The 24,603-nt window shown below is 67.8% G+C and carries 21 protein-coding genes; 9 read left to right on the forward strand and 12 right to left on the reverse strand.

The genetic code is table 11. The annotated features are described in order from the left end of the window. Window positions 1–116: 116 nt before the first annotated feature. Window positions 117–809 (reverse strand): hypothetical protein, encoded by a 693-nt coding sequence (locus ACPXB1_RS02915; RefSeq protein ID WP_355592372.1) that lies wholly within the window; start codon window positions 807–809, stop codon window positions 117–119. 15 nt (window positions 810–824) lie between these two features. Further along, window positions 825–3,185: a fibronectin type III domain-containing protein gene (locus ACPXB1_RS02920; RefSeq protein ID WP_355592370.1), complete on the reverse strand. Its 2,361-nt coding sequence runs from the start codon at window positions 3,183–3,185 to the stop codon at window positions 825–827. Between the two features lie 215 nt (window positions 3,186–3,400). Here ACPXB1_RS02920 and ACPXB1_RS02925 point away from each other — a divergent pair, with 215 nt between their 5' ends. Continuing rightward, window positions 3,401–4,615: a hypothetical protein gene (locus tag ACPXB1_RS02925; RefSeq protein ID WP_355592368.1), complete on the forward strand. Its 1,215-nt coding sequence runs from the start codon at window positions 3,401–3,403 to the stop codon at window positions 4,613–4,615. 21 nt (window positions 4,616–4,636) lie between these two features. Here the strand turns inward: ACPXB1_RS02925 and ACPXB1_RS02930 are convergent, their stop codons facing one another. After that, window positions 4,637–5,065 carry a VOC family protein gene (locus ACPXB1_RS02930; protein ID WP_355592366.1) on the reverse strand — a complete coding sequence of 143 codons (429 nt, stop codon included), beginning with the start codon at window positions 5,063–5,065 and terminating at the stop codon, window positions 4,637–4,639. A 187-nt stretch (window positions 5,066–5,252) separates the two neighbouring features. Here ACPXB1_RS02930 and ACPXB1_RS02935 point away from each other — a divergent pair, with 187 nt between their 5' ends. From ACPXB1_RS02935 to ACPXB1_RS02945, 3 genes are read left to right on the forward strand one after another with little or no spacing between them, the layout of a single operon-like run. After that, complete coding sequence (locus tag ACPXB1_RS02935; protein ID WP_355592479.1) at window positions 5,253–5,453, forward strand: hypothetical protein; 201 nt, start codon at window positions 5,253–5,255, stop codon at window positions 5,451–5,453. Beyond that, window positions 5,450–5,605, forward strand: a complete 156-nt coding sequence (locus tag ACPXB1_RS02940) for a hypothetical protein (RefSeq protein ID WP_355592475.1) — start codon at window positions 5,450–5,452, stop codon at window positions 5,603–5,605. Before ACPXB1_RS02935 ends, ACPXB1_RS02940 begins: the two co-directional genes overlap by 4 nt. Next, window positions 5,602–5,901: a helix-turn-helix domain-containing protein gene (locus tag ACPXB1_RS02945; protein ID WP_355631685.1), complete on the forward strand. Its 300-nt coding sequence runs from the start codon at window positions 5,602–5,604 to the stop codon at window positions 5,899–5,901. Before ACPXB1_RS02940 ends, ACPXB1_RS02945 begins: the two co-directional genes overlap by 4 nt. 231 nt (window positions 5,902–6,132) lie before the next feature. On the opposite strand, the gene ACPXB1_RS02950 is transcribed toward ACPXB1_RS02945, so the two are convergent. The 8 genes from ACPXB1_RS02950 to ACPXB1_RS02985 form a co-directional block, all read right to left on the reverse strand. Further along, on the reverse strand, window positions 6,133–9,021 hold the full coding sequence (locus ACPXB1_RS02950) for a M20/M25/M40 family metallo-hydrolase (protein WP_425734747.1): 2,889 nt from the start codon (window positions 9,019–9,021) through the stop codon (window positions 6,133–6,135). 186 nt (window positions 9,022–9,207) lie between these two features. Further along, window positions 9,208–12,291, reverse strand: a complete 3,084-nt coding sequence (locus tag ACPXB1_RS02955; protein WP_355592360.1) for a DUF3427 domain-containing protein — start codon at window positions 12,289–12,291, stop codon at window positions 9,208–9,210. A gap of 75 nt (window positions 12,292–12,366) precedes the next feature. Beyond that, window positions 12,367–13,446, reverse strand: coding sequence for a type II toxin-antitoxin system antitoxin DNA ADP-ribosyl glycohydrolase DarG (gene darG / locus ACPXB1_RS02960; protein WP_355592358.1), 1,080 nt, complete (start codon window positions 13,444–13,446; stop codon window positions 12,367–12,369). Further along, complete coding sequence (gene darT, locus ACPXB1_RS02965; protein ID WP_425734748.1) at window positions 13,443–14,093, reverse strand: type II toxin-antitoxin system toxin DNA ADP-ribosyl transferase DarT; 651 nt, start codon at window positions 14,091–14,093, stop codon at window positions 13,443–13,445. The genes darG and darT overlap by 4 nt, the downstream gene beginning before the upstream one ends. A gap of 42 nt (window positions 14,094–14,135) precedes the next feature. Further along, on the reverse strand, window positions 14,136–15,734 hold the full coding sequence (locus ACPXB1_RS02970) for a restriction endonuclease (RefSeq protein WP_355592354.1): 1,599 nt from the start codon (window positions 15,732–15,734) through the stop codon (window positions 14,136–14,138). Between the two features lie 159 nt (window positions 15,735–15,893). Next, window positions 15,894–16,796 (reverse strand): aminoglycoside phosphotransferase family protein, encoded by a 903-nt coding sequence (locus ACPXB1_RS02975; protein ID WP_355631673.1) that lies wholly within the window; start codon window positions 16,794–16,796, stop codon window positions 15,894–15,896. Continuing rightward, window positions 16,793–18,253 (reverse strand): helix-turn-helix domain-containing protein, encoded by a 1,461-nt coding sequence (locus ACPXB1_RS02980; RefSeq protein ID WP_355631670.1) that lies wholly within the window; start codon window positions 18,251–18,253, stop codon window positions 16,793–16,795. The genes ACPXB1_RS02975 and ACPXB1_RS02980 overlap by 4 nt, the downstream gene beginning before the upstream one ends. A gap of 120 nt (window positions 18,254–18,373) precedes the next feature. Continuing rightward, complete coding sequence (locus ACPXB1_RS02985) at window positions 18,374–18,892, reverse strand: flavoprotein (RefSeq protein WP_355631668.1); 519 nt, start codon at window positions 18,890–18,892, stop codon at window positions 18,374–18,376. A 219-nt stretch (window positions 18,893–19,111) separates the two neighbouring features. On the opposite strand from ACPXB1_RS02985, the gene ACPXB1_RS02990 reads away from it, so the two are divergent. The 5 genes from ACPXB1_RS02990 (at window position 19,112) to ACPXB1_RS03010 (ending at window position 21,891) form a co-directional block, all read left to right on the forward strand. Then, window positions 19,112–19,345 (forward strand): hypothetical protein, encoded by a 234-nt coding sequence (locus tag ACPXB1_RS02990; protein WP_355631665.1) that lies wholly within the window; start codon window positions 19,112–19,114, stop codon window positions 19,343–19,345. Continuing rightward, entirely contained in the window at window positions 19,342–19,632 is a 291-nt protein-coding gene (locus tag ACPXB1_RS02995; RefSeq protein WP_355631663.1) for a hypothetical protein, read from the forward strand. The genes ACPXB1_RS02990 and ACPXB1_RS02995 overlap by 4 nt, the downstream gene beginning before the upstream one ends. Then, window positions 19,629–20,684 carry an FAD-binding oxidoreductase gene (locus tag ACPXB1_RS03000; RefSeq protein ID WP_355631660.1) on the forward strand — a complete coding sequence of 352 codons (1,056 nt, stop codon included), beginning with the start codon at window positions 19,629–19,631 and terminating at the stop codon, window positions 20,682–20,684. The genes ACPXB1_RS02995 and ACPXB1_RS03000 overlap by 4 nt, the downstream gene beginning before the upstream one ends. Further along, entirely contained in the window at window positions 20,684–20,971 is a 288-nt protein-coding gene (locus ACPXB1_RS03005; protein WP_355631657.1) for a hypothetical protein, read from the forward strand. Before ACPXB1_RS03000 ends, ACPXB1_RS03005 begins: the two co-directional genes overlap by 1 nt. Before the next feature lie 422 nt (window positions 20,972–21,393). Further along, the gene (locus ACPXB1_RS03010) at window positions 21,394–21,891 is read left to right on the forward strand and encodes a peptidase inhibitor family I36 protein (RefSeq protein ID WP_355631654.1); all 498 of its coding nucleotides are present in this window, start codon (window positions 21,394–21,396) and stop codon (window positions 21,889–21,891) included. A 16-nt stretch (window positions 21,892–21,907) separates the two neighbouring features. On the opposite strand, the gene ACPXB1_RS03015 is transcribed toward ACPXB1_RS03010, so the two are convergent. Further along, window positions 21,908–24,523, reverse strand: a complete 2,616-nt coding sequence (locus tag ACPXB1_RS03015; RefSeq protein WP_355631651.1) for a hypothetical protein — start codon at window positions 24,521–24,523, stop codon at window positions 21,908–21,910. Window positions 24,524–24,603: the final 80 nt, after the last annotated feature.

The following is a 24,603-nucleotide window of genomic DNA, read 5'->3' on the forward strand; positions in this document are numbered from 1 at the left end:
GGTGTGGCCGTGCGGGGGGTTTGCGGCTCTCCGTGGGGGGGGGGGCCCCCCCGCCCCCCCCCCCCCCCGGTGGGGGGGGGGGCCCCCGCGGCGCTGTCGTGGACGGCGAGCAGGGCTTACGCGTCGAGCGACGCCTTGGCGGCGTCGATGGCGTCGAGCAACTCCTCGCTGTACTCGAAGCCGTCCTCGACGGCAGCCATGTCGACCCCGCATTCGCGCTGCCGCGCCTGCAGCAGCGTCTCCTCGACCGGACTCACCGGGAACGCCAGCGGGTCGAGCTCGGGGGCCCCGGCCAGGTCGTCAACCAGGAGCCACTTGCTGTGTTCGTCGTAGACGACCACACCGGCGGCGATTCCCCTGGTCCACTGGTCGAACAGCGTGGCCAGGCTGGTGGCGGCACAGACCGACTCCCAGGAGTCTTCTGAGACCGGGTAGCGCCAGATCTCGCCCTCGTGCTCGCCCGCGAGGACGAACGTGTAGAGGAGGAAATCGAAGTGGAACAGCGGCAGTTGCTGCCGCCACGGGAACGGCGTGCCGATCGACAGCCCCAGGTAGTCCAGCGCTTCCCCGCCCTCCGGCCAGGGCATGCGCCATCCGACGTTGGGCAGCACCTGCCGGTCGGGCCAGCGCTGTGAGTGCAACCAGGTGAGCTGCTCCGCCACGTGATCCACGTCGAAGATCCGGTGGACCTGATCCGGCGGTCGCCCAGCCGGCTGCTCGGGCTGCTCGGGCCAGTCGAGGCCGGCAGCCGTCGCCGCGACGCGGTACCCGTGCACCGCGTCGCGCAGCACGCGCATGTCATCGAGCATCAGGAAGCTCCTCGGCTACGGGGCCTTGGGGGTCATGCAGAGGCTAGCTCCGCCCCCGCTGACCTTGAAGGCGAAGCTCGGGCCGCCGGCGTCGACCCACGGCTTCACTGGCAACACGACGAACCTCGTTTCGTTTGTCACCTTGCACTTGCCGTAGAACGAGTTGATGTCTCTGGCCTGCGGCAGCGACTCCGTCGTCGGCACCAGCTCGAGGTCGGCGACCTGACCGGTCAGATTGACTGCCTGGTCTGTAGCCCAGAACGGGAATTCGTCGCAGGTCTGACCGGGCACCCGCACGTCGCACGCGTTCGGCTTGAACTGCGCGTCGTTGAACCAGCCGTGGTCGTAGCCCTTGGCGCGCGCTGCCTGACCGTTCACGCTGCGCGCCGGGTAGAACCACACCGCCCGCGTCGGCGGCTGCGGGAACCCGCCGTCACCCATCGCGGCCACGATGTGCTTTCCGGTGTGGATGAGGTCCTCTCCCCGGTAGTTCTTGCCGCCGGGGACGTAGACGATGACGTTGTCGTCACATCCGGCTTTGCCCTGGGTGCCACGCTGGGCCGTACACGCCGCGTCGATGATCCGCTTGAGTCGCGAGTCCTCACTGGAGTCCCACGCGAAGGGGAGATCGCGTTGGTCGGCCACCAGCTTCGTGGTCTTGATGACTTCGGCGTAGACCTTCAGGCTGTTGTACCACTCGCCCTCGTCCAGGCCCCAGTTGTCGAACGTGTCGAAGTCGACGTCGTGCTCGATCGGGTACTCGATGAGACCGTTGACGCCGATCGTGCTGGGGAACAGGATGGCGAGCAGGACGCCCAGCACGACACCGATGCCGATGCCTGCGGCACCGACGACGATCCACGAGGTGCCGGCGGCGGCGGCCGGAGCAAGCGCCACAACCTCCACCGTCTCCGCGATGGGCGCCAGGAGGGTCGCGCAGGCTCCGCTGGCACACCAGGCGATCGGTGCCGTCGCGCCCGGCACCAGCAGGCGGGCCTGCGGGGTGGCGTCCACCGAGGCGATCACCGGGCCGCGGCCGGTCGGGGCCACCGCGAAGAGCATGCTGGTGATGCTGTCCGCGCAGTCGAGCAGCTTCTCGCCCGACGGGGGCAGGAAGGCGTCGAGGCAGCTGCTGTCCGATGCCCGGTAGCAGCCGAGGAAGACCTCCGTGCTGCCGGCGGGTACCGGCACCGCGGCGCGTGAGCTGGCCGCGATGTAGAAGTCGCCACCGGCGCCAGCGCACTGCGACGCCTCGCTGGCGGTCGTTTGTGTGGTCGCCGCCGATACCTCGTCCACATGGACCATCGTGGTGAAGTCACCGGCGAGTTCCCGGGCCACCGTGCCGTCGGCACGCAGCGCCTCGACCCGGAACGCGTACGACGTGTACTCCTCAAGTGGCTCGATCGGGAGCTTGATGACGCTGTCGGCAGTGCACGGGTTGGCCACGTTGCCGTTGCCGTCCACGCAGAGCTGCTCCACGGAGAACTGGTCGTAGATCTGGCCGTCCAGATAGGCGCGGTAGCTCGTCTCGTTGGCGGGCTGCGGGTGCCAGCTGGCGAGGGCGCCCCCCTCGTCGGGGTCCAGGGTCAGACCGGCGTCGACGTCCGGCGGCGGCGGCAACGCGTCCGTCGTGAAGGACGCCGTGGCGGGCGTGGCGGACCTGTTACCGGCCAGGTCGATGGCGACCACGGAGACGGTGTGGTTGCTGGAAGGCTCCAACCCGGTGATCGAGTACGAGCGCGTGCCGACTGTGGTCCGCTGCGCGGTGCCGCCGTCGACGGTGACCTCGTATCCGGCGAGGCCGTAGTTGTCGGTTGCCGCGTTCCAGGTCACCTTGGCGCTGGTCGCCGTGATCGTGCCGACCGTCAGGCCGGGGACGTTGCTCGGCGGGATCAGGTCCACCACTGTGATGTCGCGCAGGATCTTCGCGTACCGATGGGGCTCACGTTCCGCGCGGGAACAGACCTGGACCGGTCCCAGGTGCGGCGGGCGCATGCTGGTGGTCCACGAGGCTGACCAGTTCGTGACACCGGGCGGCGGCGGACCGAAGGTGAAGCTGGACGAGATCGTCTTCTCGATCGAGACGTCCACCATCGTTGCCTGCTTGTGCAGGTAGCCGTTGATGGCGATCTTGCCGTTCGCGTCTACCGAGACCTCCGATCCGGCGATCGGTCCCTCCAGCCGGATGGAGGCGTGGTTGATGTCCTCCGGTACGGACGGGTCGCTGCACGCCGGAAGTTGCTCCTCGGTCACCGCCGCCGGAGTTGCCTGGGCGGAGGGCGGACTGATCAGGGAGACCGGTAGGACGAGCGCGACGGCCAACGCCGTCGCGCGGAGGGACCTGCTGAAATACCGATGACGTGTGTGGTCGGCCATGCCGCTCCATCCCCCGTAATGGATCAATACGGGCACATTCTTTCATCTTGATCTATATTCGGGTCACCCAATATTGCCCGTGCTTCCGAGGTGCGTGGTTGCGGTACGGCGGCAGTGTTACCGTTCGCAAAATCTCCTCTTTCGGGAACAAAGGGAAGCATCGATCCTCGACGCGTTCCCTGTCACGTACATGAGCGGTTGTACCGCGTGTGACCGTGACCTCTGTGGAGTGCCCGACCTGGCGAGCCGCCTGGGCCGAGCTCGAGAACGAGCGGCGCCGGCACGCGTACCGCACCGCGATCGCCACCTGGCGACGACGCGGCGACCACCTGACCCGCCTGCGGATCGAGGCCGCCGGGTTCCTCGGGTGCACGCAGCCACGTACCGGCCTGCCGGTGCACCTCGAGGACGACGAACTCGTCTTCCGGATCCTCCCCGTCGCCGACCTGGTCGAGGCCGAGGCGAGGCATGTCCCCGGCCTACCCGCGCCGGGGGCGCTCACCTGCGCCGAAACGGTGAGCGACACAGTGCCGGCGGGCCTGCGCGTCGTCGACACCGGCATGGCGGTGGTGACCAGCCACCGCATTGCCTTCGCCGGCCGCGAACACCGACGCGAATGGCGATACGCGGAGCTGACCGACGCCGCGCACCACCCCGACGTCCCGGTCACGCTGCTGCCGGACCGCGACACTCTGAGTGGGCTGCGCGTCCCGGCCAACGCCGTGGTCAATTTCCGCTTCTATCTCGCCCTCGCCGTCGCTGCCGCCGCCGGTAACCGCGCTGACGTCGTCGCCCAGGTCGACGCCCTGCTGGCCACCCACCGCCGCGAACGGCCGACGCCGCCACCGTCGGCCGAGCCGGACGAAGCGCCACTGATCGCGGTACGCCCCGACCGCCGGGCCCTCGCCGCCGCAGCCGTCGCGACTGTGGTCGTCGCGACGCTCGGCCCCGCCGTCGGGCCACCGCAGGCAAGGCCGGCACCGCGAACGGCGTCCGCTGTCGTCGCTGTGGTCCCGCCGCGTGCGGTCGGGCCGGTGACGTTCCAGGCGGATACGACCAGCCTGCCAACTCGCGCAGCGCCCACGCCGGTTACCGGTGCTGCACCGGTCGGGCCGTCGAACCCCACGCAGCCCGCCCGGCCAGTGGTCCCGTCGCGCGCCCCGGCTCCGCCGGCTGCCCCGCCCACCGCTGCTGCCCCGCCCGCTGCTCGGCACACCGCTCCGGTCGCGTCCACCGCACCGGTTCCGCCTACCGCTCCGGCCCCTTCCGCGAGTGTGCCGCCGACACCGGACCTACCCACACCATCGCCGTCGCCCACCGTGACGGAGGTAGCCACCACGCCGCCACCGGGTGACCTCACGCTGCTGACGGCCTGCCTGGATCCGCTGCTGCCGCTGGTCGACCGGCTGCTCTGCCCGCCGGTCGAGTAGTAACCCGCTGCTGCCGCCGGGTCAGCCCGCGGCACCGAAGTCGGGGACGGTGAGGGCGCCGTCCGGGCCGAGCGGGAAACCCGGATTCCAGGCGATCTCCCACACGTGACCGTCCGGGTCGGCGAAGCAGCCGGCGTAACCGCCGTAGAACGTCTCCCGCGCCGGCTGGGTCACCTCGGCGCCCGCCTCGATTGCGGTGGCGATCAGCTCGTCGACCTCCGCCCGGGAGCGCACATTCTGGGCCAGCGTCATGGCACCGGTGCCCGGATCGGTGATGCCGGCGTCAGCGGCGAGCTTGTCGCGGCTCCACAGGACGAGAGCCAGGCCGCCGGCCTGGAAGAAGACCGTCTCCTCGACCTCCTGGCCACGCCAGCCGAGCTGCTCGTAGAACGCTTTCGCACGCGCCACGTCCGTGACCCCGAGAGTGACCAGACTGATTCGCTGTTCCATCGGTAGATCCAATCACTCAGGAGGGGCGGGCGGCTTGGATGCTGGCTCCGTGGTCGGGGCTGAGGTCACGCTAGCGGTGAGGTGTGCCGCGGGGTTTCGTTCGTTCGTCACCCGCTCGGGTTGAAGTCATTGACGACACGCACTTGGGGAGCATGTCCCAACCCTCTCAACCCATAGCATCGACGCTATGGGTTGGGGTGGCGTGGAGCTGGAACCAGAAGTCCGAGACTGGCTGGAGGAACTACCAACCGCCGACTTCGCCCGAGCGGCGTTCTACATCGATCTACTGGCCAACCGAGGCGTGCTGCTCGGTGAGCCGCACAGCAGGCAACTCGACGGCAATTGCGAGAGCTGCGGTTCTACCTGGAGCGCGACGCGGTACGGGTGACGTACTGGATAGCCTCCGATCGGAGGATCATCCTGCTCACGGTGTTCCGCAAGACGCGGATGCGGGAGGACCGGGAGGTCGAGCGGGCTCGCCGCGCATTTGAACGGTGCGTGGCGGAGCGGCACATCGTGAACGAGGGGGCAGAGCGATGAGTGATCGCCTGGACTGGAATGACCTGCGCGAGCGCCGAATGGCGGAGCCAGGAGCGGCCGAGACCTACGACGCCACCCGGATAGCGTTCGAGCTTGGTCAGGAGGTACGTCACCTGCGCGAAGGGCATGGTTGGAGTCAGACCGAACTCGCGCGAGCTGCCGGCATGACCCAGTCTGCGGTGGCCCGCTTCGAGGCTGGCGGCACCGTACCGACTTTGCCGGTCCTGGAACGCCTCGCGCGAGCCCTGGACCGGAGGCTGGACGTCAGGTTCGCGCCGAACGCGGACGCCGCCTGACCGCGCCGGCTCGGGTCCGCTCTGACCGGCAGAGACAAGCCCGGGAGGTTCCCGGAACGCGAATGGCACTGCGCGCCACATCGCGCAAAACGGAGTGGAACCATTACCGAGGGCGATGGTTCCACTCCGTTTGTCAATGTGCCTCGTACATCGTTGGCGTTGACCCTGAGTCGGGGCGTCCTACCACCGCGTTTGTCCTCTCGTGCGCGCGGAACCTCCGCGTCACACGAGTCACACGATGGAGATCGACCGGATCTGGGTGTTGCCCTTGGTGTCGACGTACACCTTGTGCTCGCCGACGGTGTAGGTGCCGGCGGCGTTGTTGTTGATGGTGAACGTGCCCGTCACAGCAGACTCGCTGCCGTCGATACGGGTCTGCTTCACCGTGATGGTCAACTCGTTCGTGTTGCCCTTCAACTTCTTCACCACAGCCGACGGCTTCGCGTCGGTGACCGCGTTGGCCACTGTCACGTAGACCGCGTCGGGTGACGAGAACTCCGCGTTCTTCTGCCCGTCGCCGAACTGGAAGAAGCCCCGCTGCTCGATGGCCCCGCGACCCGGGAACGGATCCGGGTTCGACGCCAGGTACGTCGGGTTGACCTTGTACAGGTCCGCCTTGGAGTCCGCGAGCTTGGCCTGAACCCCGGTGTACGGCGCGTCGGTGATCGCGAGGTTGACCGACAGGTAGATGGCGTTGGGGTTGTTGGCCGAGATACGCGACGAGAAGAACTTGTCCGCACTCTGCCCGGCAGGAACGGCCAGCGGCACAACCTGGCCGCCGACGAGAATGTTGAACTGGAAGCCGCCGTAGCCGCCCGCGACGAACTTCGCCCACGCCGCGTCCGACATGTGGCCGGGACGCTCAACCTTGAACTCCAGACGCATCGGCGCCACGTACGTGCTGCTCTGGAACTCCGGGTCGGTCAGGGGCAGGTAGACCCCTCCCGGCTCGTGGCCCAGCGCGAACGCCGCAGCTGTCGGGGCCGAGTTGCCGCGTCCGTTCCACATCGGGATGTTGAACGAGGTGGCGCCGAGCAGCGCCTGGTTGCCCAACTGGTTCGCGCCGACAGCGCCCGACGCGTCCTTGTAGGTGCCGATGGTGACGTCGAGCAGGTCGAGGTCCGCCCGGTCGGCGTTCAGCCCCGGCATGTCCGCCCACATGAACTTGGCGCCGGCCGGCCCGGTGTAGCGGGCCATCTCCAGCATTCCGTCGGCCATCATCTTGGTCATCTGGACCGCCGAGTCGACCTTCATCCGCTCGTTGGCGGTGTGCCACCAGCGCTCGTTGCCGGGGATGACGGCGCCGAAGGCGGTCATCTTGTTGCGGAAGTTGCTGGCCAGGGTGCCACCGGTGGTGCCCTGCGGGTAGACCACGTCGCGCAGGGAGTGCGGGTCCGCGAACTCCTGCGGGTTGTGGTCGATGGTGGCCTGGTAGCTCTTGTACTGCAGAGCCGTCAGCGGGTTGTCGTGGGTGACGTACAACCCGGCGCCGATGGGCGAGCCGAGGTTGCCGATGGTGAATCCCTTGCCCTGGAAGGCTTCCGTGATCGCCGCGGTCGCCTGGGCGGAGTCAGCCGCGTTGACGTGCATGCTGCGCACGTACATCGGCATGCTGAGGTTGCCCGTGGCCTCCGTGTAGAAGCTCGTCGGGATCTCCGAGTTGATGTTGGCCATCAGGGCGAGGGTCAGGTTCGGCGTGCCGCTGTTCGGGTTGCGCAGCAGGTTCGCCGGGACGCCCATGTACTTGCCGATGTAGGCCTCGCCCTCGACCCCACCGCGGAAGAACAGGTCGGCGATGCCGTCGGCGGCCTTCTTCAACTGCAGGTCGGCAGTCGTGCTCCCCAACTCGCCGAGGCCCTTGGAGAGGAGGAACATCCCCCACACGACGGCGTTCTTGCCGTACTGCGGGGTGGGCATCTCCATCGCCACGTCAGTGTTGATCTCCAGCGTGAGCGAGTCGCCGGTGATCGTGGTCTGCACCTTGGGCGTGGTGCGGGGGACGTCCGGGAGCCAACCCTTCGTGGTCGCGGCAGCGGTGACCGCCGACACGAACCGGTCGCGCTCGGCGGAGCTGGCGCCCGCCACGTCGAGGGTGAAGATGGCCCGCGAGGCGATCTGCGTGGTGCTGCCGTAGGCGATGTCCTTGAGCGTCGGGTCGCCTTCGCGCAGTGTGACGCCGGCCGTGGCAGCCGTCAGCCGGAAGGGCTTGGCGCTGTCCGCCGCCAGGCTCATCGACACGGCCGGGGTCACCGAGCCGGAGTTGCCGACGATGACCGGGAACCGCGAGTCGGAGGTGTACGCCGCGATCGGCATCTCCTCACGGTTGAGGTTCTTGTAGGCCCAGTTGTCGTAGAAGCTCGGGTTCGAGTTGTACGGGATGGACTGGAAGGCGGCGGTGTTCGCCGCCGTGGGCGTACCGGGACCGCCGTCTTCGTAGATTCCCATGACGATGCGGATGCGTCGGTCGAGCGGCAGCCCTGCCTCGAGCAGCGCCTTGGCGGCGAGCAGCGTCGCCAGCGTCGGGCCGCTGTCGTCCTGGATGCCCGCGCCGTAGACCCAGCCGTCCTTGATGTAGGGCGAGTGGTAAGCGCCGGGGGTGCCGAGGTTGCCGTCGGCGTCCCGCCAGCGCGCCAGCTGGACCGCCGAAACGGAAGACGTCGGCGAGTCCAGGTGGCTCAACGCCATGATCATTTCCGGGGCGTCCGGGTCACCGATCTCGGCGTAGACGTACTTGTCGGCTTGGCGCTGCACGACCACCGGGAAACCCAAATCGGTGGCCAGCTTGACCACCCAGGCGAGCTTGGCGACCTTGCGGTCGTACTCGTACTGGTTGGTTGCGGTGTTGCTGACCGGGAAGGGGTACGCCGTAGCAGCCGTGCCACCACGGGAGATGGAGTCGTAGCTCGAACCGTCCAGCATCGCTCCGACCAGAGTGAGCGGGCTGTAGGTGCCGTCTCCCGCCCGGGCGTTGCTGACGCGTCCCGCCAACGCCTCGACCTCGGCGTGGATGGCGTCGCGCTCGGCGTCGGTTAGGGACAGGTCGTAGGTGACGCTCGGCTGGAAGCGCTCCTCGCCGGTGCTTGTCGCGGACGCGTTGGCCGGAGGGGCAATGGTCGCCACGAGGGTAGTGGCGACCAAGACGGAGAAGATCGATTTCCGTCTGTCTTTCATAGAAACTCCAGTACAGAGGGGATGACGCAGTGGTGACAGCACACACCAGCCGTGCCCCCAGCGGCCGTAACCTGGGATTTCTTGAGGATCATCTGAGATTCGGCTGGACGCTCTGCCCCAGTTCAGGTGCAGTACTTAGGCGGCGATCGTCCGAGCGGTGGCGTACACGTCGGCGGGGAGGGCATGGCAGAGCCGCCACAGGATGCGCATCGGTCGGTCGCCGGTGTGCGACTCGTACGTCATGGTTCCGGCGTACAGGTACGGCGGCGCGCCCAGGTCGCCCTCGGCGATCCGGGTTTCCCGCACGAAGAGGTGCACTGTCGAGCCGTCCGAGGTGTAGCGCTGTCCCGTCGCAGAGGCCGACGAGGTGGTGCTCTGCGACTCCCACTGGAACAGCGTGTCGGTGATGGCCCGGTCGGCGTACATGGTGGTGGGGGAGTAGTGAGCCTCCGACTTGACGAGGGTGACGAAGAACAGATCGGCCTGCGCGTCGGGCAGCCACTTCACCCCCTCGCGCAGTGAGCCCGGGTTGGTCATCCCGAAGGCAGCACAGGCCTCGTTGCGGCTGTAGCGGGCGTGCACCCGCAGCGGCACCTGACCCGGGACGGCGCTCGATGTGACCCTGTGGATGCGGTCCCGCAGCACGTCGGCGACCTGCCGCAGCTCGGCGCAGCGGGCCGGCTCCTTCCACAGCCGCGCCAGCCGCTCGTCCCGTGTCGCCAGAGGCGCAGTCGCTCCCCAGAGGCTGAAGTGCAGCATGTCCAGTAGGCGGCTGTTTCCCGCGTACACCTGCTGACCTGGCGCGGGCGGTCCGGCCGCGACGCAGGTCAGCAGCTCAAGCCGGTCGGGGTCGTCGGTGTGCAGCATGCGGCCGATAGCCCGGCCCAGGTCCCGGTCGTCCGGACCGGGCGCGGACGTCTCGATGCCGGCGAGTCGGCGTAGTCCGGTCCAGCCGCCAAGCCTGGCGGACCGGTACACGTCTTCGATCTCCAGGCCGGTCTCCCGCAGGAACGTCGCCAGGTTGACATCGCCGAGCTGACGCAGCTCAGCGACCAGGCCGGCCTTCGAGGTGGGCAGCGCATTCTTCAGGTTGGCGAGTACCAGATCCTTGGCGACCCGGTCCAACTCGATGTGGCAGCCGCTGGGCAGGCTCGGGAAATCGTCCTGGACCGCCTGTCTGATGGCCCGCCGGCTCACCCGGGTCAGGGCTCGCCACCGCAGGTCGAAGCGGAAGTTGGCGTGCTGCCCGCCGATGAAGTCGAGCACGGTCAGGCACGGCTTGTCGTCGTCCAGGCGCAGGCCACGGCCGAGCTGTTGCAGGAAGATCGTGGCGCTCTCGGTGGGCCGCAGCATCAGGATCGTGTCGACCATCGGCAGGTCGACACCCTCGTTGAACAGGTCCACTGTGAAGAGCACCCGCAGCCTGCCGGCCTTGAAGTCCCGCAGCAGCCCGGCACGGTCGGTGCCCGCCCGTGAGGTCACTGCCGCCGCCTCCACACCGTGCTTCCTGAACCAGGCGGCCATGAACTCGGCGTGCCCGATGCTCACGCAGAAGCCAAGCGCTCGCATCCGCCCGACGTCGACTTTGTCGCGGACCGCGCGCAGTACCAACAACGCCCGAGCATCGTTGCCGGTGTAGATGGTGTCCAACTGCGTCGGGTCGTAGCCCTGCCCGCGCTTCCAGGTCACCTGCGACAGGTCCACGTCGTCGTGCAGGCCGAAATACTGGAACGGCGCCAGCAACTGCCGCTCCAACGCGTCCCACAGATGCAGCTCAACGGCCGCGCGGCCGTCGAACCACCGGCGCACGTCGCCGCCGTCCGCCCGGTCGGGGGTCGCGGTCAGTCCCAGGAGTACGCGGGGACGCAGCCGCTCCAACAGCCGCGCGTACGTCGGCGCCTCCGCGTGGTGGAACTCGTCCACGATCACCATGTCGTACGCCTCGGGGTCGACCTCGCGGCGGTGCAGCGACTGGATGGAGGCGAAGACGTGCTTCCAGCCGTTCGGCTTCTCGCCCGCGACAAGCGTCTCGCCGAAACTGCCGTCCCCCATCACCTGCCGGAACGTCGACAGGCTCTGCCGCAGGATTTGCTCCTGATGAGCGACGAAGAGCAGCGAATCTGCTCGGCCCGCCTTGTGTAGCCGGCGGTAATCGAGGGCAGCGACGACGGTCTTGCCGGTGCCGGTCGCCATCACCACCAGGTTGCGCCAGCGCCCGTGCACCAGCCGCTCGGCGTCCAGGTCAGCAAGGATCTCCGCCTGGTACGGGTACGGGCGCACGTCCAGGTTTGAAATTTCGGTGGGTGCGTCGTCGCGGCGCTCCCCGCTCAACGCGTGCCGCAGCCGCTCGGCATCCCTGGCCGCGTCGTACGCCTCGAACGCCGGATCGTTCCAGTAGTCCTCGAACGTCGCCGTGAAAGTGTCGATGACGTGCGGCTGCTCCATGTTCGAGATGCGGACGTTCCACTCCACGCCGTCCACGAGCGCGGTCTTCGACAGGTTCGACGAGCCGACGTACGCGGTGCTGGTGCCGTTGGAGCGGCGGAACAGCCATGCCTTGGCGTGCAGGCGGGTGGTCCTCGTTTCGTACGAAACCTTGACCTCAGCGCCCAGCTCGGCGAGCCGATCCAGCGCTCGTTGATCGGTGGCACCGAGGTAGGTCGTGGTGATGACGCGGACTCGGCCGCCACGGGCGATCAGCTCGCGGAGGGCTGGCTCGACGATGCGCAGGCCGTACCACTTGATGAACGCGCAGAGCAGGTCGACGCTCTCGGCCGACGCCATCTCGTGGTTGACCTCGTGGCCGATGCGGGGCTGGTGACGGCCGTTGACCAGCAGCGCGCCGGTGGAGAGTGGAGTGGTGGGGCGCTGCGGGAAGGCTGGTAGCGCGGGAGGGGTTGGCGGGGCCGCGATGGCGTGGAGCAGGTGCTTGGCGTCGGTTACCTGATCCTGGTCCGTTGCTGCCTTTGGGCTCAGGGTGGCGATGGCATCGGCGATGCGATTCGCCATCTCGACCTGGTGGTGGAGCTTGTCGTCACCGCTCGGGATGGCTTGCAGGGCGCGGGCAGCCAGGGCGGCGATGTGGCGGGCGAGGGTGTGGTGGGCGTCGGCGGGGTCGAGTTTGTGGCGCTGGATCTGGTCGGGGTCGACGTGTTGGAGCCGGTCGGCCAGCTCACGGGTGATCAGGTGCTCGTAGACGCCCCGCTCAAGATCCGTCACGCAGGCACGGTAACTCTTTCCGAAGCGGCGCTGCCCTCCGCCACGCTGTCGGAAATTAACCCGGGGCTTCGCAAACTATGCGTTGGTCAGCAAGGGCAGCAGCCCCGCTGACTGCAATCGGTTGTACGCCATCCGGATGTGGGCTGGCGTGAACAGCCTCGCCTTGCGGCCGCTCCAGGCCTGCACCCGCTCGATCAGTTCATCGAGATCGTTGGTCTTTGGATCCAGTTCGGCGGCGTAGTGCACAGTTGCCAGAAGTTCGAGGCTGTACGGTGCTTCGAAGCCCTCAATGAGGCTAGCCAGCCGCTCCAGCGACTGCAGCGCTGGTGAGACGAGAGGCTCGAACCGCGATGACAGCGCCTCTGTCGTCCCGGCGGTCAGTCGGATTGGCTGAAGGTCCTCGACCCTATCGCTGCGATCACCGAAGCCGATGAGGTAGTGGCCTTCGAGCCTGTCGAGCACATGGTTCAGATTGTCCGCGTACGGCCCGTATCGTCCTCGGGTGAACTTGAGTCGGAGCGGTTGCCCCAAGATTTGAAGGAAGTAGGCAATCTTCTGGATCTCAAGCACGGTCACCCCGTCCCGAGGTTCGAGCGCCCGTGCACGCTCCAGGTAGCGGTCGATAGCGCACAGCAAGGTGGCGCGACCTGGAGTGAGCGGAGGTTTGGTGGTTGCCACCGGCATGTCCGCGGGATCTGGGGCGCCTTCCGGTGGAAACAGCAGCACCCGAACGTCTGGGAGGGCCGCGAAGGACCGTTCTATCAACGGCCGGACTTCGTCCCAGTCAAGACCGCCGTTGCCGCAACCGAGCGCCGGTATGGCCACCGAGGAGATTCCACGCTCACGGATGACTCGGACGAGGTCATTGAGGCCTGCCTGGATGTCCGACACCCTTGAGTTGGTACGCCAGTGCCCCTTCGTTGGAAAGTTGATCACATAGCGGCGTGGCCCTAAGAGAGCCGAGTCGAATAGGAATATTCGACCCAGTTGGACCTCTTTGGCGGCGCATGCTGCGCGGTAGGCGGCGTAGTTCGCCGGGTAGGCGCGCTTGAACTGCAGGGCTATCCCCTTGCCCATCACACCCACGGTGTTGACGGTGTTGACCAGAGCTTCGACGTCGGCGGTCAGCAGGTTGCCGTGAGCGATGACGATCATGTGCGCGCCTCCCCTCGCAGGAATCCGTAGTACCAGTCGGGCCTGACATCAACGTACGCGTCGATGATGCCAGCATCCCGTAAGACCCGCCTCAGCTGCTGCTGCCGAGCCGGTGTCCTTACGACGTAGCCCGCCAGCAGGTCGAGAGGGAACTCACGGTGGACCAGCAACTCCGCCATGCGGCGTCGGACTCGGTCGGGGTCTTCCGGCAGGTTCTTCCAGATGCGCTCCCTCATCAACGCCCAGTCAACGAGCTCGGCCATCTCCTCTACATTGCTGGAGAACCTGGTCAAGCTTGCAGCACAGTTGCCGTCGCTGGCGACCCACCTCAGCCCGGCCTCGTGCACGCGGTCGAGGGAACTGACCATGTAGACGAGCGGATCGTCCCCGTCTGGGTAGCAACCAACCTTTCCGTCCTGATGCTCGCGGGCAATCCGGTACATCATCGGTGAGCGAGGGGCGAAGTAAAAAGGTACGTAGTTGGCGACCGATCCGCCCGGCGGGCATGTCACTACGCGCTGGCGTCTACTGGCCTTGATGTCCGGAGCCCCTACGTTTGTTGCCAAGCGGTCGCCCACCGCATTCCCGGCGATAAGTCGGCCCGTGGAGAGGATGGCTGGCAGGTTGCCCACATGCGTGAAGTGCATGATCCGGGCGTGCGTTGGCCCAGTGGCCGGTCCGGGCATCGATCAATCCAGGTCGCTCGGGTCGATTCGTGCCTTCACGTCGCCATGTTCCGCGAGTAGGTAGAGCAAATTCGAGCCGTCGATCAGCTCGAGCGGTTTACCGGACGCGAACTCGTACGAAGCGGGGCCGTATCCGCTCGTTGTAACCAAGATCCCCTTGGATGCGCCCTCGTTTTGAAGCGTGCCGTAGAGGTCGCGGACGGCGGAAACATCGACGGTGTTGCGGTAACGCTTTGCCTGAATGACGACCTTGCCGCCGAAAATTGGGCGAGGGTCGAAGGCGACACAGTCCACACCCCCGTCTCGGGATGCGCGCGTCTGCTTAGTGTCGAGCCCCATCTTCGCGAAGAGGTTCTGAATTAGACTCTCGAACTCGCCGGGCGTCAGCCTTAGGAGATTTGGGCGCTGGTCGAGGTCAGCAAGCACGTCTACCTCATCAACGAAGCGCTTGTCGACCATGTCAAACTCCAGCACCGGCCGAACTGGCGAGAGCGCATCGGGACGCTTGGACACTGAGGCATTGAGGTGTTGCAGGCAGGCGGCTGGTTCGACTTTTCGAAGGTTTAGTGCGGTAAACATCTCGCGAGTTGTGCGAAGTGTAACTAGGCACGGGCGGATAGCAACACCAGTGCGCGGGTCGGTCGTTTCAACGATGCCGTTGAAGACGATCGCGCTGATGAGCCCGGCGCGGTCGGATTCGAAAAGCTCGTGGATAGTCCGCAACGTAGTCTGCGCCACGATGCTCGCGTAACGTTCCTTTATCTCCTTTGCTGGGCGCGCAGCGGTGCTGATCTCATCGCGCGCCTTAATGTAGCGGTACTCCCGCACACCTGGGATAACCTCCAACGTCGGAAGGTGGTATTCCACCACGAGTTGGTGAGACTCCGGCACATACGCGATGCGGTAGTGCTGGGGAAAGTCGTCGGGGTAGACGGAGTTGCCCAGCACCAACCCGAAGTATTCGACTACCGCTGCGGGATCCGCGGCAGCTAACGCGGCGGCGAAGCGGTCGACCTCGGCGTTGTGCGCTGCGGCTTCGGCCTCGACCTTCGCGCGGCCCTGCTGATAGCGCTGGTGAGCGGCGGCCAGCCGACGCTGTCGGTCGGACTCTGCCGCCACGTGTTGCGCCTTCGCCTGCTCGAAGGCGTACCGGGCATGGGCTTGCTGTTGTTCAAACTTGGCCTGGCCCCCGAACAGCTTCCCGATGAGCGACGGGGCGGACGGTTCGAAACGTCGCCAATCCGGCGGAGGCAAAGGTTTGGCGAGGGCCCCGGGTTTGAAGGGCGGGTGCTTCACGTTCTTACGAAGGCGCCGAAGGTCAATGTAGTCGTCCACGTCGAGAGTGGCCACGAGCAGTGCGTCAAGCTCATCCACGTGCGCTTGCAAGTCCGAGTTGTTCGCCGCCACCTCGGCAATGCGGGCCTCCGTGTAGAGCCGCTTGCGTTCCCGCGCATCGGCGGCGGATGCACGCTCGGCGGCCTTTCTGGCGCGCTCAGCCTCTCGGTGAATGTGCTGATGGTGTCGGTAAGCGGCGGTCTGGGCTTGCCTTTGGACGCGGGCTTGGCGTGCCTGCGCCCGCTGCATCTCCTTGAGGATCCCCACGTCATTCCTAATCTCGCGGCGACTGCGGCCCGCACACCCTAACCAGCGATCTCGTAAGGCGGTGAGCGATTCGGGGGCGCGTCGGTGAAGCCGGCGGATCGGTACGTCCTATTGTGCGCATTAACTAGCGTTCTCGGTGTCGGATTTCGGACACGCTCGTCATTCGGCGAGGTTGGCGTATGGCGTCCAAAGAGTCTCATGATCTCCGTTTCGGATCGTGCGGAGACGCTTGCTGAATTCGTCAGCGACTTTTGGTGAAGTTGCCAAGAGGGGTGTGGCTGCTGCGATCATCTTCAGTTCGCGTGCGTGTCGCAAGAGCACCCACCAATGATCTTGAACGACGTTGGAACCGTAGGCGGCGGCCAAAGAAGAATGTTTGCCGGTGCCTCCAAATCGCGCCTCGCCGACTGCGACCGCTGCTAGATCAACCTGCCACGGGCCGACGCATGTGGCGTCGAAGTCACACATCACGGTCCGCCCCGACGACTCCCGGAGGAGGTTACCGACGTGGGCGTCGCCGTGGATGAGCGTCCGCGTTCCGTGCTCGTTCAAGGCCGCGACTTCTGGCTCCAGACGGTCACACCAGTCGACTAGGAAGTTCCGGTCGGGGTTGCTGAGTCCGTCCGCGTCGGCCAGCCGTAGCCTGGCGTCGCCAATCGGATCCCAAGTGGGTAGCGGAAACGGGGGCACACCCAGAGCATGAAATTCGCGCAGCACCGCGCCGAGGTCTTCGACCGTCAGAGCAGACGGACACGGCGGGACGTATTGCCACACCGAAGCGACCAGGTCCCCGAACTCGATTGGCTGCTTAACGCCCCGCGCTAGGCGGATCGTCGGCGCATCGATCTCAGCGAACCACCGACCGAGCTGGACAACCTTCGTCACCCTGCCCCGGAGTTGATGGGTCCGCGCAGTCCGGATGACGATTCCTGCCCTGGGCAGCGCGAAGACGGCGTTGTTGGTCAACTGCAGCAACTGGGCGCCCTCAGGGGACAGGTCTAGCGCGGCGGCGATGTCCTGCATTGCCGCCGTCATAGCCTCCTTAGAGAACCGCCCGCTCATGCTGCTGTCGCAGCCCGAGCGGTTAGCACACGATCGAACTCGGCCACCTCGGGCAGCGCCCGATGCCGCGCGAGGTCGCGACGCAGATTGACGACCCGATCGATCACCCGCTTGGAGCTCATCGCCTGCGACTTCTTCACCACCCTGGCGCCGACCGCGAGCGCTTGCTCGGGCTCGTCGGCGAGGAACAACGCGCTGCACAGGCCAACCTCGTTCAGCACTGTGCTTCGCACGTTCGCCGGACCGAATGCGGCGATCGCATCCTCAACCCACCTCACCGCTTCGGATGCCTGTCCGCTATCTCGCCGCGCCCTGTCTCGGTAGACACGGCCGTACTGAGCGAACAGTTCGCCCTGGTCGTAGAAGCCCATCCAATCCGGCTCACGCTCGTTCTGGATGCGCTCGAACGCGTCGCTGGCCTTGCCGAGAGTGGTTACTGCGTTCTGGTGATCCCCGAGCGCGGCAATCGAGGCGGCTTCCGCGCCAAAGAGCAGGGCCTCGACTGCCGGGGTTGCGTGCGGCCCGAGCTGCGCATGAGCGAGTTGCAGCGTTGCGAGCGCGTCCCGGTTGTGCCGGAGGTGTTGAAGCTGCTTGGCCTGTGAGTACCGGATCATCGCAGCCAGCGGCACGTCCCCTGCCGTCAGCGCGGCCCGCTCGCCCGCCACGAAGTGCCGCTGCGCGTCAGCATGCCGGCCTGCATCGAGAGCGGTCCACCCCGCCAGATGCCGAGCTGCCGCCACCGCCGCGACGAGGCGCGGGGTGAGCCCGGCCGGGTGCGACCAGTCGAGCATCCGGTATACCGACTCAGCGAATCGGGCGACTTCCCGGTACAACAGGCCGCCGCCGCATTCGTAGTCGACGGAACGGTAAAGCTCCAGGACCGCGTTCAGTCGAGCGACATCGGCAGCGCCGACGCGTCGGGGTTGAACGATCTCGGTGCTTCCGAGCAGCCCAGCGCCTGCGGCCACCGCGGCGATGCCGGCCAGCAGCGTCCGCCTACCTTCGTCGGGTCCGCCACTGCGAGGCGCGACTGAGGTGCTGGCGGCTTGACCGTTCTCGCTCGCTCGGTGAGTTCGACCAGGGAGCGCGAACCACAGGTGTGCCTCGGGGATGTGGAGCACCTGCGCCCAGTGCGACAGCCGGTCCAGGTGCACCAGCGGAGGCCCGTTCTCTACCCGACTCAACTGTGCCTGCGTGATCCCCAGCCAGCCAGCCACCACGGTCTGCGGCAAGGCGACCCGCCCGTGGTACGGATGGCAGCGGTAGGCCCGGATCACCCGCCCCAGATGCCGCTCTGCCAGCGCCCGCCGGACCGGCTCGTGGTTCCAGAAACTCGCCGGCACCACCGGTGGCGCGCTCAACCGGTCGCGTTCGGCGGCCTGGCACGGCGTACACCGTCCGCTGTCGTTGTCCCGGGCCAGTCGTCCGCCGCACCGGGGGCAGTCCGCAGGGGTCACCGGCGGCTCCATCCGTCTCGCCTCATCAAGCCTGTCCATTGAACACGGTGTGTAGAGGTTCGGTATACGCGCGACGCATATCCGAGGCTCGCCGGATCGCGCAGACAGAGGGGCGTCTGCTCAGGGCTGACGTATTGAGCGCAGCGCCTCGATGACCACGGTCCACCGAACCGGCCCGTGTGCCAGGTCGAGCACCTTCCCGTCAGCGACGTGCACGCCGGCAGCGCGCAGCACCGCCAGGTGACCGGCGTACGCCGGATGCGCGGCCAACTCCGCCTTGACATGCGGGACGGCAAGGATCGGTAGACCCGCCCCCAGCGATTCGTTGAGGATGCCGAGCGCCAACGTGTCGTTGATGCCCAGCGCCCACTTCGCCATCGTGTTGAACGTGACCGGTGCGGCCAGCACCGCGTCGGCCGGCGGGTGTGGCTCGGGGTCGCCGGGCATCCGCCACTCCACGCGTACGAGATAGCCGGTCTTGTCTTGCAGGGCCTCCCGATCGAGCCATGGCCCGGCGGTGGGGCTGACGATCAGGCATACCCGCCATCCGTCGGTGATCAGCAGATCGACCAACTCGTGGATGTGTTCCGCCGGGCCCGCGGCGCAGACGACCAGGTACAGCACCGGGCGTTCCGTCATGCCCGCAGTCTGCCCGACCGGGACGGTAGGTAGTGGACCGCATGCGAACTGCGCATGCCCTCGACGATCACTGTGACATGCCCCCGTACCTGGTCAACCACGAGGGTCGACGCATGGCCCGGGGCGGGTGCTGGCTCCGGGGCTGCGCCGACCCGAACGGCGCAGCTCCGCTCCCGCCCGCCCCGGCGCCGCATCATCCGTCAACGTCTCGGAGCCGGCATGCCCACCCTGATCGACGACTTTCCGGTCCTCACGCCCGTCACCGACGAGGATCTGTGCATCGCGCTGCGGGCGGTCACCGTCCACGTCCCCGAGAGCTGGCCGCAGGGCGAGTTGTGCCGCAGCGAACGCGTCCCGTTTCCGTGTCGGCTCGCCCGTTGGGGGTGGGCGACCATGGAAGCCGCCGGCTTCAGCGAGGCGCAGCGTCAGCTCGGCCAGGGGCCGGCGGCATGACGCCAGGAGAGGCGGTCGGCCAGTGGCTGCGGCTCGTCGTGGCGGACGCGGAGCTGTCGCCGTACCTCATCGGGGTTGACCTGGGCCGACTCGCCGCGCACCTCACCGCGGGCCTGGAGAACGCGCTGGCCGGAGGAGCAATGCCGAGCGACGGCTGGCGGGGTCTGGGGTTGTCGGAGGCGCAGCATCGGAGAGTCGTCGACTACCTGGCGGGGGTGCTGTGGGCGGCCGATCTGCCGGATGGCCAGATCGCCCGGGTGCGGCGGGCGTTCGAGGTGCTCGCGTGAACTTCACCGACGCGTGGACGTCGGTTGTTGACCGGGCCGCCGGTGACTTCTGGCGGACCATGGAGGATCGGAGTCCCGGGCTGGTTCCCGAACGGGTGGCGCCGCTTCTCTTCCACACGCTGGGTCAGCTCATGCTCGGTAGCGACGACCGGGCAGGCCGGGCGGCGCTGCTGGTGGTGCTCGGCCGCGCGTACCGTCGCTACGACCTGCTCCCACACGCCCTCACCATCGGGGACGCGCTGCTCGCGACGGTGGCCCGGCATGCCCATCCACTATGGACAGCCCCACTCGCCTTCGCCGGGGAGCGCGCCGTGGACCGCGCCACGCACGCCGTGCGTCGCGCCGCCGCCCGCGTCGGCGACGGTCCGGCCTGGTGGCCAGCCCAGGTGATCGGCCACGAACGGCCATCACCCGGCATCGCCATCCTGACGGTACGTCCCTGGCGACGCCTGCCCCACCAGCCTGGCCAGGCCGTTCCGGTCTGCACACCACGCCTGCCCGGGCGTTGGCGCTGGCTCTGCCCGGCCAACGCCCCACGCGTCGACGGCACCGTCGAGCTGCACGTCCGCGCCGTACCCGCCGGCACCGTCTCCCACCACCTGACCCATGAGGTACGCCCCGGCGAGCTGATCTGGCTCGGCCCACCCGCCAACACCGGGCTGGGCCTGCATGGCGGTGATCTGCTGCTCGTCGCCGGCGGCACCGGCCTGGCGCCGCTGCGCGCCCTGGTCGAACAGGTCGCCGCCGCACCCGACGGTCGGCGGGTGACGCTGGTCGTCGGGGCGCGCACCTTCACCGACCTGTACGACGCGATCACCCTCGACAAGCTGCAACGCGCCCACGACTGGCTGACCGTCGTACCGGCGTTCTCGCACGATCCCAGCGCCGAGCCGGCCGAACAGGGCGACGCCCTCACCATCGCGCTCGACTTCCACCGTGCCGACCAGGAGGTCTACGTCTGCGGGCCGCCCGCGATGCTGGCGGGCGCCCGACCACGACTGCGCGCCCTCGGCATCCCGGCCGCCCGCGTCCACCTGCCCGTATCGCAGTGATGGGCGTCTACCGCAGTCGGCATACCCTGACCGGTCGGCTCACCTCCGACCGGATCGCCGCTCTCGACCTGCCCCGCACCCGGCTCGGTCGCCGCGGCTACGAACCCGAGCACGTCCACGCGCTGCTGCACCGCCTCGCCCACGAGCTGGACGAACAGGGTCGCCAACTCGACCTCGTTGAGGCCGAGAACCACCGCATCAAAGACGCATTGCACGCCTGGCAGACCCACCAGGCCAGGATCCGGCAGGAGCAGGGTCGGCACGGAGAGCTTCCCCGAACTGGTTGATGCCGGTGAGTTGTCAGAATGACTCACACGCATCACGCTCGTCAGCACAAGGCCGGCCGGGTGATGCCGGTGCCCGGGGGAGGCTTTCCAACGCGGCGAGGACGACGGCGGTGATGACGCGGCAGCATGCCTGGCCGAGCCATAGCGGTCGTGCATTGATGCCGATGCGCATCCCGCCGAGTCGCGGAGCTGCCGAATGCAACTTCCGTCGTTGCGCTGTGCGGCGATACGTAAAGCACCCAGTGGTGTCCAAATAGCGCATTGTCAGAATGCTGCACCGATTACACCTGGCGATCAATCACGCGTGTTCCATACGCTGATCCGGCGGCGTACCGCATTAATTCTCCGCGTTGCGCAGCTCCGCTGACCTGGCGGGAGCTGTCGCCCGTCCGTCCCTGCGCGCCACCATCGCGAGGTGTCGAATGGTCATTCCACGCCCTGTTCGTGCGGCGCTTGCCGCCGTACTCGCCTGGCATCTGACTGTTTCCCCGACGCCCGGCCCCGCGGGCGTCACCGTGGACAGCGGCCAGGAAATGGCCGCTTATCTGGCCGCCCATCCGGGTGGAAAGGCGATCAACGACAACGAGATCAGCTACGACGGTGGAGCTTTCGTCGTCTCCCTGCGGCGGCCGATCGGGACGCTCGCCGCCGCCGACTGCCCCTCGGGCTGGTTCTGCTTCTACGAGTGGCCCAACTACGGCTATCCCCGGGGCCGGCTCGCCGACTGCGGCCGGCAGAGCCTCGCCACCTGGCAGTGGCAGTTCCGGGTCGAGTCGGCGCACTACAACCTGGGCAGCGGGACGGTGTCGTTCTACTACTACGACAGCCGGCTCTTCGACATCGGCGCGGGCAACCGGGTCCGCAGCGACGCGTCCCCCTACCGGAACTGGCCCAACTATGTGGAGCGTCGCTGCGGTTGACCCGCCTGCCGATCGTTCAGGCGCAGCCGGGCCCGGTGGTCCGGTCGGTCCGCGCCTTGTTCAGGAAGAGCACGTATTCGAGGATCTGATTGTCGGCCACCGTAGTCGTCTCGTGGCTGAGCAACTCGCCGTTTCGCGGGTCGAACTGCACCGTCTCGCGGCGGCCCTGAGCATCGTCGGCGCTGAAGGCCAGCCCGGTCCGGCCGTTCCAGTCGGGGTACGCGCCCCGGTCCTGGATGCCCGGCGTCGCCGCCAGCTCGAACAACAGCGCCGAGATCTGACCCGGGCTCAGCAGGTGGTAGCGGAAGATCCGGCTGACCACCTTGAGCAGGCCAGCGGCGTTGCGTAGCTCCGGCGGAAGCTCGCCCACCAGCGCGGTGAGCTGTCTACGCAGCTCCGGTGGGTCTACCGACGGCACAGGCGGGATCTCGGACAGGTCGCCCCGGCGGTAGGTGACCGGCGCGGGTGCGCGGGACCGGCGACCGTCGATGGTCGGCGTGACGATCCGGCGGCCGGACAGCGCGGAGTCCCACCACAGTTGTTCGTCCCGGTAGCTGTCGTGGTTGATCCCGGGCGCGAGGTCCGCCGGGGCCCAGCCCCGCAGACAGCAGACGGTGTACGACCCGTCGGCGGCTGTCGGCGCTATGCCCCCAACGAACCCCGCGAGGTCCGCGAGACGCCCGGCCCTGCCGGCGTATGCCGAGGTGCTGCCTGGCGACGGCAGATTGCCGGGCGGAGACTCGCTGGTCGGCGTGACCCGGGCCTCACCACGGCCCCGGACCGTGGTGGCGCTGACCACCAGCGGTGCCAGGGACACCCCGCTGCCGAGCAGGATAGCCAGGACGGTCCGTAGCTTCGGTGGCAGCCGGCGGACGACTGCTGCCGGGGTCGCCGTTACGTCCTGGTCGAAGGGTCGGCGGGGGCGCGGAATTCCGTTCGTCTGGGCCGAGACGGCGTGTCGTGGGGCCGGCCGGTTCGCGTGTCGCTCGCCGTTCCGGGTCGTGGGACGTCCCGGAACGCCGGCGCGGGTGACGCCGGCCGCGTTCCCGGTTGCGGTGCCTGGCCGGTTGCCGGTTGGCGCGTTCCCGGTCCCAGCAGCCGGTCGGTTGCCTGCGGAGGCGTTCCCAGTCGCCGCCGTACCGCCCAGAAAGCCTAGCGGGCTTTCCTCGTCGCCTCGACGGGCAACGGGTGGGGCTGCCCCCAGTTGGGGTGTGCCGTGCCACCCTCCAGAGGGCTGCCGCTGCGGCATCTCCACCGCCCACCAGGGCCGCATCGGCGCCTCCGGGTCGGGTTGACGCCGCGTCTGGTCGGGGTGCGTCCAGTCCAGTCGCGCGCCGCGGTTCTGCTGGCTCGGCTGTGGTCCCACCGCGTCGAACCGGGCCGACCGGTCGTTGCCCGGGAACGTGGGCTGAGGGTCCACTCCGGCGAACGGCACGAGGGGCAGACTGGCTGAGGTAGGCGGAACGATGTCGCTCTGGAACTCCTGCTGGTACGCCTGGGCCGCGTAGGCTGCCAGCCGGAAGTACCAGACTCGCCCGGCGGGGCCGGCATCCTCGTAGGTGCAGCAGATCAATGCCTGGCTCACCAGGGAGAGCAGGTACTGGCCCCGCCAGGTCATCCCCCAGTTGCCATCCTTGGCGACCGCCAGCCCGACCGCATAGCTGGCTTTGATCACCTTGACCGACAGGGCGGGCAATCGGCCCGAGGCTCGCAGGGTCGGGGTGATCAGCAGTGTGCGCAGTGCGTCGGCCGGAATGGCGCCGAGGTGATCCGCCAACTCGGGGAGCACGGCATCCAGGAGCAGAGTGGTCAGGTCCCGGGTGAGCGGCGCGTCGACGGCGAACCGATCCAAGTCCACCAGGCAGAATTTCTTGACGTCCACCAAGCCCGGTCGGGAGAGCGGGTAGAGCGCGTTGCGCCCCTGCAGGTCGCCGTGCGACGCCCCGCAGAGTTGGTCGAGCCGGCCGTCGTGCCATATCGAGCCGGCCTCGGCGAACCGGAGCGGGTTCGGCAGCACCGCGCCGGTTGCGGCGTCGTGCAGCCAGTCGGCACCGGTGTCGCCGAGGCCGAGGGACGTTGCGAACGCGTTCACCTCGTCCTGAGCCCTGGCGTCGGTCAGTTCGCGTCGCACGAACTCGCCAACGGTCGTCCGGCTGATCCGCCGTCCCTTGCGGTACCACCCGTTCCACACCCCGTCGAGCAGCGTTCGGTAGGCGTCCTTGCGCTGGTCGTCGCGTACCTCGCAGAGCGGGAGGACCTGCTCCGCGCCGCGCGCGATATCCTGGAACATCAGATACCGACCGTCACCGACGGGGTGTCGCGGGTAAGGCTGGCGGACCAGATGGCGCTCGGCGAAGCCGGCGTCGACGTCGACCGCCTCCATGTGCCTGGCTGTCTCCTCGGCGGCCTGCCCGGTCGGCAGCACCTTGACGTACAGATGCTCGGCGTCCCGACCGTCACGCCGCGCCACGATGACCGGGATCAGTTCGGCGCCGCTGTGCCCACGGCGTCGGCTGGGTTGGCACGGAGGGCGGACGGTGGCGCCGAGCCCGGCCGCCCACTCCCGCAGCGCGGCTGAAACCGGCGCATCCTCTATGTACGAATTGAAGTCGTCAACGAGACCATCGCCCATGTCCGTCGTTGGACCTTCCACGTAGTGGTGAAAGTGGACGCGGACGCGCGGGGGTGGCACGTCCGAGTGAGGGATGCGCG

The organism is Micromonospora sp. DT68, from assembly GCF_049847245.1.
Lineage (GTDB): Bacteria > Actinomycetota > Actinomycetes > Mycobacteriales > Micromonosporaceae > Micromonospora > Micromonospora profundi.

What these genes read in the sequence shown, in the direction of transcription:
- ACPXB1_RS02915 (WP_355592372.1), bottom strand. Translation starts at nt 809, where the DNA reads ATGCTCGATGACATGCGCGTGCTGCGCGACGCGGTGCACGGGTACCGC.
- ACPXB1_RS02920 (WP_355592370.1), bottom strand. Translation starts at nt 3,185, where the DNA reads ATGGCCGACCACACACGTCATCGGTATTTCAGCAGGTCCCTCCGCGCG.
- ACPXB1_RS02930 (WP_355592366.1), bottom strand. Translation starts at nt 5,065, where the DNA reads ATGGAACAGCGAATCAGTCTGGTCACTCTCGGGGTCACGGACGTGGCG.
- ACPXB1_RS02935 (WP_355592479.1), top strand. Translation starts at nt 5,253, where the DNA reads ATGGGTTGGGGTGGCGTGGAGCTGGAACCAGAAGTCCGAGACTGGCTG.
- ACPXB1_RS02945 (WP_355631685.1), top strand. Translation starts at nt 5,602, where the DNA reads ATGAGTGATCGCCTGGACTGGAATGACCTGCGCGAGCGCCGAATGGCG.
- darG (WP_355592358.1), bottom strand. Translation starts at nt 13,446, where the DNA reads ATGATCGTCATCGCTCACGGCAACCTGCTGACCGCCGACGTCGAAGCT.
- darT (WP_425734748.1), bottom strand. Translation starts at nt 14,093, where the DNA reads ATGCACTTCACGCATGTGGGCAACCTGCCAGCCATCCTCTCCACGGGC.
- ACPXB1_RS02975 (WP_355631673.1), bottom strand. Translation starts at nt 16,796, where the DNA reads ATGAGCGGGCGGTTCTCTAAGGAGGCTATGACGGCGGCAATGCAGGAC.
- ACPXB1_RS02985 (WP_355631668.1), bottom strand. Translation starts at nt 18,892, where the DNA reads ATGACGGAACGCCCGGTGCTGTACCTGGTCGTCTGCGCCGCGGGCCCG.
- ACPXB1_RS02990 (WP_355631665.1), top strand. Translation starts at nt 19,112, where the DNA reads ATGCCCACCCTGATCGACGACTTTCCGGTCCTCACGCCCGTCACCGAC.
- ACPXB1_RS02995 (WP_355631663.1), top strand. Translation starts at nt 19,342, where the DNA reads ATGACGCCAGGAGAGGCGGTCGGCCAGTGGCTGCGGCTCGTCGTGGCG.
- ACPXB1_RS03005 (WP_355631657.1), top strand. Translation starts at nt 20,684, where the DNA reads ATGGGCGTCTACCGCAGTCGGCATACCCTGACCGGTCGGCTCACCTCC.
- ACPXB1_RS03010 (WP_355631654.1), top strand. Translation starts at nt 21,394, where the DNA reads ATGGTCATTCCACGCCCTGTTCGTGCGGCGCTTGCCGCCGTACTCGCC.
- ACPXB1_RS03015 (WP_355631651.1), bottom strand. Translation starts at nt 24,523, where the DNA reads ATGGGCGATGGTCTCGTTGACGACTTCAATTCGTACATAGAGGATGCG.